We start from the raw sequence: 13,476 nt of genomic DNA on the forward strand, positions 1-13,476 counted from the left end.
GAGGGAACGGACCGTACAGAAGGAGAGGTCTTGGCGGAGCCGAGCACGCAGGAGCCGACCGAGTCGATGCTGGAGTGGCTGGCGCTCGCGCGCGGCACCCTGGACCGCGTCGCCGAACGCCGCCGTGACGACGAATGGGTCGAGTCCGCCTGGGCCGACCCCCGCACGCGCGTGTTCGTCGTGCAGAACGGGCAGGCGCTCGTGTCGTACGACCCGGGGCCCGCGCTCGTCTACCTGCCGGCGGCCAAGGCCCCGGAGGGCGACCGCTACCTGCTGGGCGTGGACGACGACGGCGTCGCCTACTTCTGCGTGCGCGGCGAACTGCCCGCCGTCGAGGGGGCGGAGACCGCGGGCCTGCGCCGGGTCGGCGCCCTCCTAGGCGACCGCGACTCCGGCATGCTGACGCACGCCGTCGCCCTGGAGCACTGGCACGCGACCAACCCGTACTGCCCGCGCTGCGGCGGCCCCACCGAGCCGACCGCCGCCGGGCACGTCCGCGTGTGCCCCGCCGACGGCCGGGAGCAGTTCCCGCGCGTCGACCCGGCGGTGATCATGCTGGTCCGGGACGACCGGGACCGCGTCCTGCTGGCCCGCGGCCCGAGCTGGCCCGCCGACCGCCGGTCGATCCTGGCCGGGTTCGTCGAGCCGGGGGAGTCCCTCGAACAGGCCGTCGTCCGCGAGGTGCGCGAGGAGGTCGGCCTCACTGTGACCGACGTGCGCTACCTGGGCAGCCAGCCGTGGCCGCTCCCGCAGAGCCTCATGATCGGCTACTTCGCCCGCGCCCGCGGCGACCAGGAACTGCGCCCGGACCCGGAGGAGATCCTGGACGCCGCCTGGTACACCCGCGACGAGCTGCGGGAGGCTCTGGAGAGCGGCCGGATCGTCTCGCCCGGCACCCTCTCCATCGCCTCCCAGCTCATCATGCGGTGGTACGGGGGACCGCTGCCCGACATGCCCCCGTTCTAGAGGGGCGCGGACGCGGGGACGCCCTCAGGCGCGGCCGAGGAGGCGCTTGACCTCCTTGGCGCTGGGGTTGGTCAGCACGTGCCGCCCCGCGTCCGCGGTCTCGACCACCACGGTCGGGACGGTCTGGTTGCCGCCGTTCACGCTCATCACGAAGTCGGCCGCGGCCGGGTCGCGCTCGATGTCGATCTCCCGCATCTCGATGCCGTCCCGGGCCAGCTGGCTCTTCAGCCGCCGGCAGAACCCGCACCAGGTCGTGGTGTACATCGTGAGCGTGCCCGTGGGCTCGGTCGCCTGGTCCGTGGTGGGCGTGGCCATCGGCGCGTCGTCTCCTTCTTCGGCAATCGTGCGGTGCGCTGGCGTCAACATCCTGCCGCCGCCGGGCATTCCAGGTGAGGAGGTTATCCACAGCCGGGCCGGCGGGCCCATCCGGTCACCCCCGGGTGCCAGGATGGGGGGATGGAGGCGGAGCGGGTACTGGCGGGCCTGGACCCCGAGCAGCGGGCGGTGGCCGAGGCGGTGCAGGGGCCGGTGTGCGTGCTGGCGGGCGCGGGCACCGGCAAGACCAGGGCGATCACGCACCGGATCGCGTACGCCACGCTGACCGGCGTGATGGCGCCGCAGCGGGTGCTGGCCGTGACGTTCACCACCCGCGCCGCCGGCGAGCTGCGCGGCCGGCTGCGGCGGCTCGGCGCGCCCGGCGTGCAGGCCCGCACCTTCCACGCCGCCGCGCTGCGGCAGCTGTCGTACTTCTGGCCGCGGGTCGTCGGCGGCGAGCCGCCCAAGATCATCGAGTCCAAGATCAGCCTGGTGGCGGACGCCGCCCGCGCCTGCCGGCTGGCGTTCGGCCGCACCGAGCTGCGCGACATCGCCGCCGAGATCGAGTGGGCCAAGGTCACCCAGAACCGCCCCGAGGACTACGCCGGCGCGGTCGCCACCGCCAGCCGCAAGATGCCCGCCGACGTGGTCGACGTGGCCCGCGTCTACGCGATGTACGAGCAGCTGCGCCGCGAGCGCAACCTGCTCGACTTCGAGGGCATGCTGGAGCTGACCGCCGCCGTCCTCACCGAGCACCGCGAGGTCGCCGAGCAGGTCCGCGAGCAGTACCGGCACTTCGTCGTCGACGAGTTCCAGGACGTCAACCCGCTGCAGAAGATGCTCCTGGACGTCTGGCTCGGCGACCGCGACGACCTGTGCGTGGTCGGCGACCCCAACCAGACGATCTACTCGTTCACCGGTGCCAGCCCCCGCTACCTGCTCGACTTCACCCGCGACCACCCCGACGCCAAGGTGGTCAAGCTGGTCCGCGACTACCGCTCCACCCCGCAGGTCGTCCGGCTGGCCAACGGCGTGATCTCGCAGGCGCGCGGCGACGCGGCACGGCGCCACAGGCTCGAACTGCTCGCCCAGCGCGCCGACGGCCCCGATCCCGTCTTCAACGAGTACGACGACGAGATCGCCGAGGCCGACGACGTCGCCCGCCGCGCCCGCAAGCTGATCGAGGAGGGCGTCCCGGCCCGCGAGATCGCCGTCCTCTACCGGATCAACGCGCAGTCCGAGGCGTACGAGGCGGCGCTGGCCGCCGCGGGCGTCCCGTACGTGCTGCGCGGCGCCGAGCGGTTCTTCGAGCGGCCCGAGGTGCGCGAGGCGGTCGTCCGGCTGCGCGGCGCCGCCCGCGCCGGCGCCGACGCCGAGACCGACGGCACCGGCCTGATCCAGACCGTCCGGCACGTGCTGTCCGGCGCCGGGTTCACCGACCGGCCGCCGGAGGGCTCGGGCGCCGTCCGGGCCCGCTGGGAGTCGCTGGCCGCGCTGGCCCAGCTCGCCGAGGACATCGCCGCCGACGACCCGCGCGCCGGGCTGCCGCAGTTCGTCGCCGAGCTGGAGGAGCGCGCCGCCGCCCAGCACGCCCCGCCGCTGGAGGGCGTCACGCTGGCCTCCCTGCACGCCGCCAAGGGCCTGGAGTGGGACGCGGTCTTCCTGGCCGGCCTCGTCGAGGGCACCCTCCCGATCATCTACGCCGAGACCCCCGAGCAGATCGAGGAGGAGCGCCGCCTGCTGTACGTGGGCGTCACCCGCGCCCGCGAGCACCTCTCCCTCTCCTGGGCGCTGTCGCGCTCCCCCGGCGGTGCCCGGCGGCGCAAGCCGTCCCGCTTCCTGGACGGCCTCACGCCCAAGACGATGACGCCCACCCCGGCCCGCGCCGACCGCGCCAAGCGCCGTGCCGGCAAGGGGCCCCGGCCGTGCCGCGTCTGCGGCCGCCCGCTGACCGCCGCCATCGAGCAGAAGCTCGGCCGCTGCGAGGACTGCCCCGCCGAGCTGAACGAGGAGCTCCTCATCGCCCTCAAGGACTGGCGCGCCGGCATCGCCGCCGACCAGAGGATCCCCACCTACGTCGTCTTCACCGACGCCACCCTCCAGGCCATCGCCGAACGCACCCCCGAGAGCCTGGAGGAGCTGGCCGCGATCCCCGGCGTGGGAAAGGTCAAGCTCGACCGCTACGCCGGCGCCGTCCTCTCCCTCTGCGCGGGGGAGCGCTGAGACCGGGGCGGTGCGGCGGGGACGCGGGGGAGTTTGGGAGACTGGCGGCGTGAAGGAGTCACTGAAGGCACTGCTGGAGCTGCTCGACCTGGAGCAGATCGAGAACGACATCTTCCGCGGCCGCAGTCCCGAGGAGAGCCGCCAGCGGGTCTTCGGCGGCCAGGTCGCGGGCCAGGCGCTGGTGGCCGCGGGCCGCACCGTACCGGTGAACCGGCCCGTCCACTCGCTGCACGCCTACTTCATCCGGCCCGGCGACCCGCTCGTCCCGATCGTCTACACCGTGGACCGGGTGCGCGACGGCCGGTCGTTCACCACCCGGCGGGTGAAGGCGATCCAGCACGGAAAGTCGATCTTCACGCTGTCCGCCTCGTTCCAGCTCCCCGAGGAGGGGCCGGAGCACCAGGCGGGCATGCCGTACGCGCCCGCCCCGGAGACGCTGCCGACCGCCCTCGAACGGCTCACGCCGCTGTTCGGCGAGCGCGCCGCGCAGGAGTTCACCGAGCAGCGCCCCTTCGACCTGCGGCACGCGACGCCGCTGTCCTACGAGGCGGTCAACGACCCGGAGCTGAGGACGTCCGAGGCCAAGGTCTGGCTCAAGGCGGACGGCGAGCTGCCCGACGACCCGCTGCTGCACGTGTGCCTGATGACGTACGCGTCGGACATGACGCTGCTCGACACGGTGCTGCTCAACCACGGCCTGACCTGGGCCGACAAGCGGACGATGGGCGCCAGCCTGGACCACGCGATGTGGTTCCACCGGCCGTTCCGCGCCGACGACTGGCTGCTCTACTTCCAGGAGACCCCGTTCGCCGGCGGCGCCCGCGGGCTGGCCCGCGGCCAGGTCTTCACCCGGGAGGGCGACCTCGTCTGCTCGGTGATGCAAGAGGGCCTCGTCCGCGTCGCCAAGTGAGCGCGGGCGCCCGGGGCGCTCCTGCGCCGTGAGGAGCGGGCGGGTCCGGAGGTCGGGCCCGCGACTCGTTCTCCGGGAGGAGGCGGGGACGCCCGTGGCGGTGCCATCCTTGTGTTGGACGCGAGCCGCGGGGCGCGAGTTCCCTCGCCAGAGGGTGAAGTGAACGACAAAACCGCAGGTCAAAAATGCCTTGATTGGTTTGCGGAAGTCCCCGTACGCTCGATGCGAGCAATCAACGGCCCGGCCGTCTGGATCTTGGATCCGGAGGACGGGCCCCGAGGAGCCAGGAAGGTGGTGTGCAGTCCGGTGATCAACATCTTGAGGAACTCAGGGCCGATCGCGGCTGCCGCATGCCTGCGCTCCTCCGAGAACCATGGCGGCGCGTCCGCCGTCCGGCCACAGGGCCTCCTCGCCCTTGGTGGTCGTTCGGCGCTGCGCGGCTATGGCATGCAGATGTGCGAGTTCGGCGGCGGTCGACAGCGCGTCATGCGTGCACCGCGCGATCTGCGCGTGCTGCGCGGTGACGTGCGCACGGCCCGGAACGAGCAGGGGTGGAGTGTCTTCGGCGGGTCCGAAGGCGCCGACCCCGAAGCTCCGGCCACGGCCCACGTGACCACCACCTCGATCAAGGGTGGCTCGGGTCCGTCCCCCTGGAGGCGACCGGTCTAGAAAGACACCGGCACAGCCCCCAGGCCGCGGATCCCGACACCGGATCCGCGGCCTTTCTTATTTGCCCGTAACCCACCGACACACCCGTTGCGAACCAACGAGAGGAACAAGGGTGACCGTGATGCAGGGGGCTCTCGCGATGAGCGAGGAGGACCTCACGCTGCCGTGCCGGACCGACCCGGAGCTCTTCTTCGCCGAGGCGCCCGCCGACGTCGAGCTCGCCAAGGCGCTGTGCCTGGAGTGCCCGCTGAAGAAGGAGTGCCTCGCCGGCGCGCTGGAGCGCAAGGAGCCGTGGGGCGTCTGGGGTGGGGAGCTGTTCGTCCGCGGTGTCATCGTGCCGCGCAAGCGGCCGCGTGGACGCCCGCGCAAGAACCCGCTCCCGGACGAGCTGGCCGTCTGAGGGCCACATGACCGCCGTACCGACCATCGACCGTGCGGCCGCCGGAGGCACGGTCCCCGTACAGGGGCCGTGCCCCCGGGCCGCCGGGGAGAACGCCATGACCTTGCTCAGCCAGGACCTGTCCCGGACCCGAATACCGGGGCCGGAGGTGGAGCCGGAGCTGGCGCAGCGCGTGCGCGCCCTGCGGCGCGCGCGCCGGGACGCCAGGACGCGGGCCGCCCGCGTCCGGCGCGCCCTGCTGGCGCCCACCTCGGCCGGGGAGCCGTACGGCCCCCGCCCCGACCGGCACACGTCCATGCCCGTGCGGTAGCAGGCCGCCGCCCGCCCTTCTTGGATGGTTTGGCGGGCGCGGCCTCCTCGCGGGCCTCCGGGGCGTGCCGCGCGAACCCTCTCGCCGCGGCACGCGAAACGGGCCCCGCGCGCCTCATCAGCGCGCGGGGCCCGTTCTATGTCCGGGGCCGTTCTGTGTGCGGGGGGAGAGGCGGGTCAGCCGGCCAGCTCGCCGTCCTCGCCGTCGCCGTCGTCCGCGGCGGTGATCTCGGGAACGTCCCCGTCCTCGTCGGCGAAGCCGGGGATCCAGCGCATCGACTCGGCGCGCGCCGGGATCTCGCATTCGAGCTGGCACAGCACGCCGGTGCCGGCCGACAGCACCCGGTGCACGATCACGTACTCCGGCGGCAGGTTGAGCTGCCGGACGACGTTGGTGGGCCGCAGGTCGGTGACGCGGGCGGCCATGTCGCGCAGCCACTCGCGGTTGAACGCGAACGTGTCCGTGACGAACGGCTCGGTGATCGGGGCGAGGAACCCCTGGAGCGACTCGGCGTCGATCTCGACGCCCTCGCGGATGAAGTCCTCGCGCCGCAGCGCGTCCTCGACCTGGTCGATGTCCTCCATGGTGCCGATCCGCAGCAGCCGCCCCATGCGGTGCAGGAAGTCGGCGGGGATCCGGTCGACGGCGCCGAAGTCGAGGACGCCGAGCCGGCCGTCGGCCATGACGCGGAAGTTGCCCGGGTGCGGGTCGCCGTGCAGCAGCCCCGAGCGCTTGGGGCCCGAGAGCAGGAACCGGCAGTAGAGGAGGGCGGCGTGGTTCCGCTCGTCCTGGTCGCCCTCGCTGATGATCTTCGACAGCGGGGTGCCGTCGATCCACTCGGTGACCAGCACGTCGCCGGCCTGGGCGATCACCTCGGGGATGTAGAAGTCGGGGTCGTCGGCGGGGTAGCCCTCGCGGACCGCGGTCTGCGAGGCGGCCTCGATCGTGTAGTCGAGCTCCTCGGCCACCCGCTCCTTGAGCTCGGCCAGCATCGACTTCACGTCGAGGCCGGGCATCAGGACCGAGAACAGCTTCGCCAGCCGGGCGAGCTGGTTGAAGTCGCTGATCAGGGCCTTGCCGGCGCCGGGGTACTGGACCTTGACGGCCACCTTGCGGCCGTCCGCCCACACGGCCCGGTGCACCTGGCCGATCGAGGCGGCCGCGGCGGGCTCGTCGTCGAACGACTCGAAGCTGTCCCGCCAGTCCTCGCCGAGCCCTTGGGCCAGCACCTTGTGCACGGCCGCGGCCGGCAGCGGCGGGGCGGCCTCCTGCAGCTTGGTCAGCGTGGCCCGGTACGGGCCGGCGATCTCCGGCGGCAGCGCGGCCTCGAAGATCGACAGCATCTGGCCGAGCTTCATCGCCCCGCCCTTGAGCTCGCCGAGGACCTTGAACAGCTGCTCGGCGGTGCGCTGCTGGATCTCCATCGCGACCGCCTCGGCGGGCCGGCCGAACGTGCGTTTCCCGACGCCCAGCGCGGTTCGCCCGGCGAATCCGAGCGGGAGGGACGCCAGCTTTGCGGACCGCGTCACCGCGCGGCGGGGAAGATCGCTCACGCGCTCCATTGTCGGGGATGGGGTCTCGTTTCCGCCACAACGATCGCGAAACAACCGCTACCTCGTGTTTCATGCGCGGAGTTGACCTGCGAAAACGTAGTAAGTGTGCGCTTTCTCACGCGCTCCGAACGTGTGGTATACGCGCGTACCGCCATCCCGGCCCCGCCCGTACCGCCCCGAGGGGCCGCGCGATACGGTGCCGCCCATGCCCGAGAAGTCCTCCGCAGCCCTGCTGGTCGAGCGCCGCCCGGACGGCGTCGCCGTGCTGACGCTGAACGACCCGGACAAGCGCAACGCCATGTCGGACGAGATGACCGCCGCCTGGACGGCCGCCATCGCCGGACTGCGCGCCGACGCCGGGTTGCGCTGCGTCGTCGTCACCGGCGCCGGCACCGCGTTCACCTCCGGCGGGGACCTCTCCTGGCTCGCCGAGAAGAACGCGGTCGCCGTCCCCGCGCTGCGCGACCGGATGCTGGGCTTCTACCGGGACTGGCTCACGATCCGCGAGCTGGAGGTGCCGACCATCGCCGCGATCAACGGCCACGCGGTCGGCGCCGGGCTGGCGCTGGCGCTGGCCTGCGACCTGCGGTACGTCGCGTCCGACGCCAAGCTGACCGTCCCGTTCACCGCCCTCGGCCTGCACCCCGGCATGGCCACCACCTGGCTGCTGCCCGAGGTGGCCGGGCTGCCGCTGGCCCGCGAGATGCTGTTCACCGGCCGCGTCGTCACCGGCGCCGAGGCCGAGCCGTACGGGCTGGTCAACCGGGCCGTTCCGCGCGAACTCGTGCTCCAGGAGGCGCTGACAGCCGCCGAGCGGATCGCCGCCCAGGCGCCGATCGCCACCCGCCTCACCAAGGTCGCCCTGGCCGGAGGCGGCCACCCGGACATGGAGGCCGCGCTCCGCTGGGAGTCCCTCGCCCAGCCCGTCACGATGGCCTCGAAGGACATGATCGAGGGCCTCACCGCCCAGCGCGAGAAGCGCCGGCCGGAGTTCACGGGGGAGTAGCCCGCCGGGTGGTCCCTGAGGGGATCACGGTACGCGGCGCACGACCTTGACCCGCGGCCGGTGACCGGCGAGCCGCGTCATCGCCGCGCCCAGCAGGACGGGCGCCAGGACGTCCGCGGCGCGGACGATCGCGTTCGCCGGCAGCCCGTACCGCTCCGCGGCCCGCCGCGCCAGCGGGTGCAGCGCGCGGCTCGCGGCCCCGCCCGCCACCGCGCCGGCCAGGCCGCCGGCCACCCGCGCCGCCGTCGACGGGGGCGTGAGGACGGCGCGCCGCCCGTCCGGTACGTCCGCGATCTCCGGCGGCGTCTCCGCCCCGGTGCCGCTGGCCTGCCGGTCCTGCCCGCCTACCACGTTCACCCAGCTCCTTCGTCTCGACCGGCCCCCTTCCTACCCGGGCGGGCGCGGATCACGCCCGGCGCGGTGGTGACCGGCGTCGGGGAGCGCCTGGGAAAGCCCCGGCGGACGCTGTGGAAACACTTTGGGGATCCTTGAAAAACAGGGTGCTGAGCTGCGAAAACTCAAAACACCCCCTGTGGAGGAAGCAAAAACTTAGGTACGGTGCGGGTGTGCCCCCAAACGTTGAGGTCCGCCGCAGCGATCGCCGGCGGCGGACGGTGTCCGCGTACCGCGATGGGGACAAGGTCGTCGTGATGCTGCCGGCCCGGCTCAGCAAGGCCGAGGAGGAGCAGTGGATCACGACCATCCTTGAGCGCCTCGCGGAGCGGGAACGCCGCCGCCGCCCCACCGACTCCGACCTCGAGGCACGCGCGCGCGAGCTGTCGCGGCGCCACCTCGGCGGGCGGGCCGTACCCGCCAGCGTGCGGTGGGTGGGCAACCAGCGGGCGCGATGGGGGTCCTGCACGCCCGACGACGGCACGATCCGGCTGTCCACCCGGCTGCGCGGGATGCCGTCATGGGTGGTCGACTACGTGCTCGTCCACGAGCTGGCGCACCTCCTGGTCCCCGGCCACGGCGCGGACTTCTGGAAGCTGGTGGGCAACTACCCCAAGGCCGACCGCGCCCGCGGCTACCTGGAGGGCGTGGCCGCGGCCGCGCACCTGCCGATGGAGCAGGACGGCCTGGACGGCGGCCTGGACGAGGACGACGAGCTGCCGCCCGAAGGCAGGCACCGGGTCGCCGGGTGACCGGACGGTACGCCGCGGTCCTGGCCGTACGGCCCGCCGAGCCGGCGGCACCGCCCGGGATCGATCCCGAGGAGTTCCGGCTGGCCCTGCTGGAGGACACCTACGAGGTCGCCGCCGGGCTCCAGCTCGTCACGCCCGCGCTGGTGCTGGACCCGCCCGAGCAGCCCGCCGCCGAGGCGATCACCTGGCCCGGCACCCCGGTCGTGCGGGCGGAGGGGCTGCCCGCCGCGTTCGCCGGGCTGCACGCCCTCGGCGCCGAGGAGGCCGTGCTGCTGGCGCCGGACGCCCCCGACCTGCCGCCGCTGCTGATCGGCAAGCTGTTCCGCGCGCTCGGCGGCGCCCCGGCGAGCGCCTGCCAGGCCGAGACCGAACGAGGCCCGGAGGGCCTGGTCGCGCTGGCCGCGCGGCTGCCGCTGCCCGGCTGGCTGGACACCGCCCTCGCCGGCGTCGATCTCGACACCCCCGGCGGGCTGCGCCGGGTGCGCGCCGCCGCGCCGCGCCCCGGGCTGATCCCGCAGGGGCCCGCCTGGCACCGCGTCCGCGCGCCCGCCGACGTGCGGCTGCTCGACCCCGGCCTGGAGGGCTGGGAGTGCACCCGCGCCCTCCTCGAAGGGCATCCGCTCAGCTCGTGACCGGCGCCGCCCGCGCGGCCCGCGCCGCCAGCCGCCGCAGGGCGTCGTCGGTCGGCTCCGGCAGCGCGTCCAGCGGGAACCAGCCGAGATCGTCGGACTCGTCGCTGATCGCGTGCCGGGCGTCCGGCGGCGCGACCGCGGCGTACTGGACGTCCAGATGCCACGAGCCCCCGGGATGGCAGCGCACCCGGTGCCGGTCCAGCTGGACGGGCCCGCCGGGCAGCAGCCGCAGCCCCGCGATCCCCGACTCCTCGGCCGCCTCCCGCAGCGCCGCCCCGGCCAGCGTGGCGTCGCCGGGCTCGCAGTGCCCGCCCAGCTGCAGCCAGATCTTGATCTTGCCGTGCAGGGTCAGCAGCGCGCGGGTCCGCGCCGCGTCCAGCACCAGCACGCTGGCCGTGATGTGCCCGGGGGCGCACTCCCGCCACATGCCGTCCGGATGATCTTCCAGATGGCGCAGGAAGTCGGCACGCAGCCGATCCTGCTCTGGCTCCGGCGCCCGCCAGTCCGCGAGGACGCGGGCGGTGTCGGCGTGCAGCGTCATACGCGGCCGACGCGCGGATACAGCGAGTTGACCGGGTGCCGGCGCCGCCGCTCCTGATCGACCGGCCGCTGCCAGCACAGCCCGGCCCCCGCGATCCGCCGCCGGAACTGCGCGGACGCGGTGGCGGGCTCGAACCGGCAGCCCGGAACGCGCGAACGGCCCGTCCGGGACCTCACGCGCGTGGCTCCGGTCCGTCGCCGGGCTCGCCGTCCCTGCCCTCGCCGTCCTTGCCCTCGCCGTCCTTGCCCTTGCGGTCCTCGCCGTTCTCGCCGGCGTTCTCACCGGCGTCGTCCGGGCCGGCGTCGCCTTCGGCCGGCTTCTCGGTGAGCTTGGACAGGTCCAGGTCCGACAGGCCCTCGATCTCGTCCTTGCCGTGCGCGAAGCCCTCGGGATCGTCCAGGTCGGCGGCGGTCGGCAGCAGGTCGGGGTGCTCCCAGATCGCGTCGCGGCCCTCGACGCCCCGCAGGCCGGTGAGCGAGCGCCACAGCGTGCCGGCCTCGCGCAGCCGCCGCGGCCGCAGCTCCAGCCCCACGAGCGTCGCGAACGTCCGCTCGGCCGGCCCGCCGGTCGCGCGGCGCCGCCGGACGGCCTCGGCCAGCTTCACCGAGCCCGGCAGCCGGTCCCCGGCCACCTGGTTGACCACCGTGTCGACCCAGCCCTCGATCAGCGCGAGCGTGGTCTCCAGCCGGGCCAGCGCCGCCTTCTGCTGCGGCGTCTCCTCGGGCGTGAGCTGGATCTCACCGCCGAGCGCCTGCTGGATCGCCTCCGGGTTGCTGAGGTCCAGCCCCTGGACGGCCTGCTCGATGCCCGACAGGTCGACCGTGATGCCGCGGGCGTAGTCCTCGACCGCGCGCATCAGGTGCGCGCGCAGCCACGGCACGTGCGCGAAAAGCCGCTGGTGGGCGGCCTCGCGCAGCGCCAGATAGAGCCGTACCTCGTCCTCGGAGACCTCCAGGCCCTCCCCGAACGCGCTCACCCCGGCCGGCAGCAGCGCCGCCACGCCGTCGGGCGCCAGCGGCAGCCCCACGTCGAACGAGCCGACCACCTCGCGGGCCAGCGCGCCCAGCGCCTGCCCGGCCTGGCCGCCGACCATCGCCCCGGCCATCTGCTTGACCATGCCGATCAGCGGGCCCGCCATCGCCTGCATGTCCGGCGGGATCTCGCCGCCGCCGAGCGCGCCGCCCATCGAGTCGACCATCCGGGCGGCGATCGGGTCGCACACCTTGGCCCACACCGGCAGCGTCCGCTCGATCCATTCGGACCGGCTCCAGGCCTCCGGCGTGCGGATCCCGGCGGGGAGCGTGGTGCCCTCGTCCAGCCACAGCTCGGCCAGCCGCAGCGCCTCCTCGACCTGGCGCCGCTCGGCGTCCACGACCGAGGGGTCGCCCTGCTCGGCGACCTGGTGCCGGGCGATGTTCTTCGCGAGATCCCAGTTCAGCGGGCCGCCACCGGCGCCCGGGGCGCCCTGGCCGCCGATCATGTCGGCGAAGCGGTGCAGCATGTCGGCGAACTGCCGCATGTCCCCGCCCATGGCCTTGAATGGATCCTGGGGCTTGTCGTCGTCGTCGCCGTCACCGGGACGGTTGAAGCCGAAGGGAGTGTCACTCATCGGTTTGCCCCTGGGATGCATGATGGGCTCATATCCGCAACGTTAGCCGGTCACGGCCGACTCGCGTACACAAGGAAGGGGGCGCCTCCGTGGCAACGGGCAAGGTTCGCCCTGGGCGTAGCAAGGGCCCGGTCGTGGCCGTCACCGGAGCGGCGACCGGCGCGGGGCGGCTGCTGGCCGCGCGGCTGGCGGGCCGCGAGGAGATCCGCAAGGTCGTCGCGATCGACGACCACCGCGGCGATGTGCCGAACGTGACCTGGCGCGTGACGGACATCCGCGACCCGCTGCTGTCGAACCGGCTCTCGGACGTGGACGTGATCGTCAACCTCGACGTGCTGCGCTCGCCCGAACTGGACCCGCGCGAGCGCCGTACCCACAACGTCCGCGGCGCGCAGACCGTGGTGACCGCCGCCGCGGCCGCCCGGGTGCGCCGGGTGGTCCTGGTCACCAGCGCCATGGTGTACGGGGCGGGCGCCGGCAACCCCGTCCCGCTGCCCGAGGACGCGCCGCTCGGCGCCGAGGCCGACGCCGGGATCGCCGGGGACTTCCTGGAGATGGAGGAACTGGCCGCGGGCGCCTCGCTCACCCATCCCGGCCTGGACGTGACCGTCGTCCGCCCCGCCGCCCTGGTCGGCCCGGACGTCGACACGGTGATCACCCGCCATTTCGAGGCGCCCCGGCTGCTGTCGGTCAAGGGGAGCACCCCCGGCTGGCAGTTCTGCCACATCGAGGACCTGGCCTCGGCGCTCGAACTGGTCGTCGTGGAGGGCCTCACCGGCGTCCTCGGCGTCGGCTGCGACGGCTGGCTCGGCGCCGAGGAGGTGGCCGAGATCACCGGCAAGCGCCCGTTCGAGCTGCCCGCCGCCCTCACCTTCGGGATGGCGCAGCGCCTGCACCGCCTCGGCATGACCCCGGCGCCCGCCACGGACCTGCACTACGTGGCGTACCCGTGGGTCGTCGACTGCGCCCGGCTGCGCGCCGCCGGCTGGAAGCCCGCCTACGACAACGCCACCGCCCTCCAGGTGCTGGCCGAGGAGAGCGCCGGCCGGCACGCCGTCGTCGGGCGCCGCGTCGGCGGCCGCGAGGCCACCATGGCCACCGCGGCGGGCGCCGAGGCGTTCAGCCGGCTCCTGGGCACCCCCGTCCAGCGGCTGGCGACCATCGCCCACGGCGACGGGATCTGCACCACCCACGTCA

At 74.0% G+C, this 13,476-nt stretch carries 16 protein-coding genes; 10 read left to right on the plus strand and 6 right to left on the minus strand.

Features of this window, described 5'->3' with window-relative positions; translation table 11 throughout:
• Positions 1-66 precede the first annotated feature (66 nt).
• Positions 67-966, plus strand: coding sequence for an NAD(+) diphosphatase (nudC, locus tag AB0881_RS26105; RefSeq protein WP_366620849.1), 900 nt, complete (start codon positions 67-69; stop codon positions 964-966).
• 24 nt (positions 967-990) lie between these two features.
• Here the strand turns inward: nudC and AB0881_RS26110 are convergent, their stop codons facing one another.
• Positions 991-1,281, minus strand: a complete 291-nt coding sequence (locus AB0881_RS26110) for a mycoredoxin (protein WP_366620821.1) — start codon at positions 1,279-1,281, stop codon at positions 991-993.
• Positions 1,282-1,422: 141 nt separating this feature from the next.
• On the opposite strand from AB0881_RS26110, the gene AB0881_RS26115 reads away from it, so the two are divergent.
• From AB0881_RS26115 to AB0881_RS26135, 5 genes are all read left to right on the plus strand, one after another.
• Complete coding sequence (locus AB0881_RS26115) at positions 1,423-3,504, plus strand: ATP-dependent DNA helicase UvrD2 (RefSeq protein ID WP_366620823.1); 2,082 nt, start codon at positions 1,423-1,425, stop codon at positions 3,502-3,504.
• Between the two features lie 49 nt (positions 3,505-3,553).
• Positions 3,554-4,414: an acyl-CoA thioesterase II gene (tesB, locus tag AB0881_RS26120; RefSeq protein ID WP_366620825.1), complete on the plus strand. Its 861-nt coding sequence runs from the start codon at positions 3,554-3,556 to the stop codon at positions 4,412-4,414.
• A 159-nt stretch (positions 4,415-4,573) separates the two neighbouring features.
• Positions 4,574-5,083, plus strand: a complete 510-nt coding sequence (locus AB0881_RS26125) for a hypothetical protein (protein ID WP_366620827.1) — start codon at positions 4,574-4,576, stop codon at positions 5,081-5,083.
• Positions 5,084-5,204: 121 nt separating this feature from the next.
• Entirely contained in the window at positions 5,205-5,483 is a 279-nt protein-coding gene (locus tag AB0881_RS26130; RefSeq protein WP_366620829.1) for a WhiB family transcriptional regulator, read from the plus strand.
• Positions 5,484-5,580: 97 nt separating this feature from the next.
• Positions 5,581-5,793, plus strand: a complete 213-nt coding sequence (locus AB0881_RS26135; protein WP_366620831.1) for a hypothetical protein — start codon at positions 5,581-5,583, stop codon at positions 5,791-5,793.
• Between the two features lie 176 nt (positions 5,794-5,969).
• On the opposite strand, the gene AB0881_RS26140 is transcribed toward AB0881_RS26135, so the two are convergent.
• Complete coding sequence (locus AB0881_RS26140; RefSeq protein WP_366620833.1) at positions 5,970-7,346, minus strand: AarF/ABC1/UbiB kinase family protein; 1,377 nt, start codon at positions 7,344-7,346, stop codon at positions 5,970-5,972.
• Positions 7,347-7,551: 205 nt separating this feature from the next.
• Here AB0881_RS26140 and AB0881_RS26145 point away from each other — a divergent pair, with 205 nt between their 5' ends.
• Positions 7,552-8,352 (plus strand): enoyl-CoA hydratase/isomerase family protein, encoded by an 801-nt coding sequence (locus tag AB0881_RS26145; protein WP_366620835.1) that lies wholly within the window; start codon positions 7,552-7,554, stop codon positions 8,350-8,352.
• A 24-nt stretch (positions 8,353-8,376) separates the two neighbouring features.
• Here AB0881_RS26145 and AB0881_RS26150 read toward each other — a convergent pair whose 3' ends face one another.
• Positions 8,377-8,709 (minus strand): hypothetical protein, encoded by a 333-nt coding sequence (locus AB0881_RS26150; protein WP_366620837.1) that lies wholly within the window; start codon positions 8,707-8,709, stop codon positions 8,377-8,379.
• A gap of 173 nt (positions 8,710-8,882) precedes the next feature.
• Here AB0881_RS26150 and AB0881_RS26155 point away from each other — a divergent pair, with 173 nt between their 5' ends.
• The gene (locus tag AB0881_RS26155; protein ID WP_366620850.1) at positions 8,883-9,497 is read left to right on the plus strand and encodes a M48 family metallopeptidase; all 615 of its coding nucleotides are present in this window, start codon (positions 8,883-8,885) and stop codon (positions 9,495-9,497) included.
• Complete coding sequence (locus tag AB0881_RS26160; protein ID WP_366620839.1) at positions 9,494-10,129, plus strand: hypothetical protein; 636 nt, start codon at positions 9,494-9,496, stop codon at positions 10,127-10,129. Before AB0881_RS26155 ends, AB0881_RS26160 begins: the two co-directional genes overlap by 4 nt.
• Here AB0881_RS26160 and AB0881_RS26165 read toward each other — a convergent pair.
• From AB0881_RS26165 to AB0881_RS26175, 3 genes are read right to left on the minus strand one after another with little or no spacing between them, the layout of a single operon-like run.
• Positions 10,119-10,670: an NUDIX hydrolase gene (locus tag AB0881_RS26165; protein ID WP_366620840.1), complete on the minus strand. Its 552-nt coding sequence runs from the start codon at positions 10,668-10,670 to the stop codon at positions 10,119-10,121. The two genes, AB0881_RS26160 and AB0881_RS26165, sit on opposite strands and share 11 nt — an antisense overlap.
• Positions 10,667-10,846 carry a hypothetical protein gene (locus AB0881_RS26170; RefSeq protein ID WP_366620842.1) on the minus strand — a complete coding sequence of 60 codons (180 nt, stop codon included), beginning with the start codon at positions 10,844-10,846 and terminating at the stop codon, positions 10,667-10,669. Before AB0881_RS26170 ends, AB0881_RS26165 begins: the two co-directional genes overlap by 4 nt.
• On the minus strand, positions 10,843-12,279 hold the full coding sequence (locus tag AB0881_RS26175) for a zinc-dependent metalloprotease (protein WP_366620843.1): 1,437 nt from the start codon (positions 12,277-12,279) through the stop codon (positions 10,843-10,845). The genes AB0881_RS26170 and AB0881_RS26175 overlap by 4 nt, the downstream gene beginning before the upstream one ends.
• Positions 12,280-12,413: 134 nt before the next feature.
• Here AB0881_RS26175 and AB0881_RS26180 point away from each other — a divergent pair.
• On the plus strand, positions 12,414-13,476 hold a 1,063-nt coding region (locus AB0881_RS26180; protein WP_366620845.1), incomplete at its 3' end, for an NAD-dependent epimerase/dehydratase family protein.

Source organism: Spirillospora sp. NPDC029432, assembly GCF_040703975.1.
Lineage (GTDB): Bacteria > Actinomycetota > Actinomycetes > Streptosporangiales > Streptosporangiaceae > Spirillospora.

Coding starts and splice junctions, on each gene's coding strand:
- AB0881_RS26165 (WP_366620840.1), bottom strand. CDS start 10,670: ATGACGCTGCACGCCGACACCGCCCGCGTCCTCGCGGACTGGCGGGCG.
- AB0881_RS26110 (WP_366620821.1), bottom strand. CDS start 1,281: ATGGCCACGCCCACCACGGACCAGGCGACCGAGCCCACGGGCACGCTC.
- AB0881_RS26135 (WP_366620831.1), top strand. CDS start 5,581: ATGACCTTGCTCAGCCAGGACCTGTCCCGGACCCGAATACCGGGGCCG.
- AB0881_RS26175 (WP_366620843.1), bottom strand. CDS start 12,279: ATGAGTGACACTCCCTTCGGCTTCAACCGTCCCGGTGACGGCGACGAC.
- AB0881_RS26115 (WP_366620823.1), top strand. CDS start 1,423: ATGGAGGCGGAGCGGGTACTGGCGGGCCTGGACCCCGAGCAGCGGGCG.
- nudC (WP_366620849.1), top strand. CDS start 67: ATGCTGGAGTGGCTGGCGCTCGCGCGCGGCACCCTGGACCGCGTCGCC.
- AB0881_RS26145 (WP_366620835.1), top strand. CDS start 7,552: ATGCCCGAGAAGTCCTCCGCAGCCCTGCTGGTCGAGCGCCGCCCGGAC.
- AB0881_RS26130 (WP_366620829.1), top strand. CDS start 5,205: ATGCAGGGGGCTCTCGCGATGAGCGAGGAGGACCTCACGCTGCCGTGC.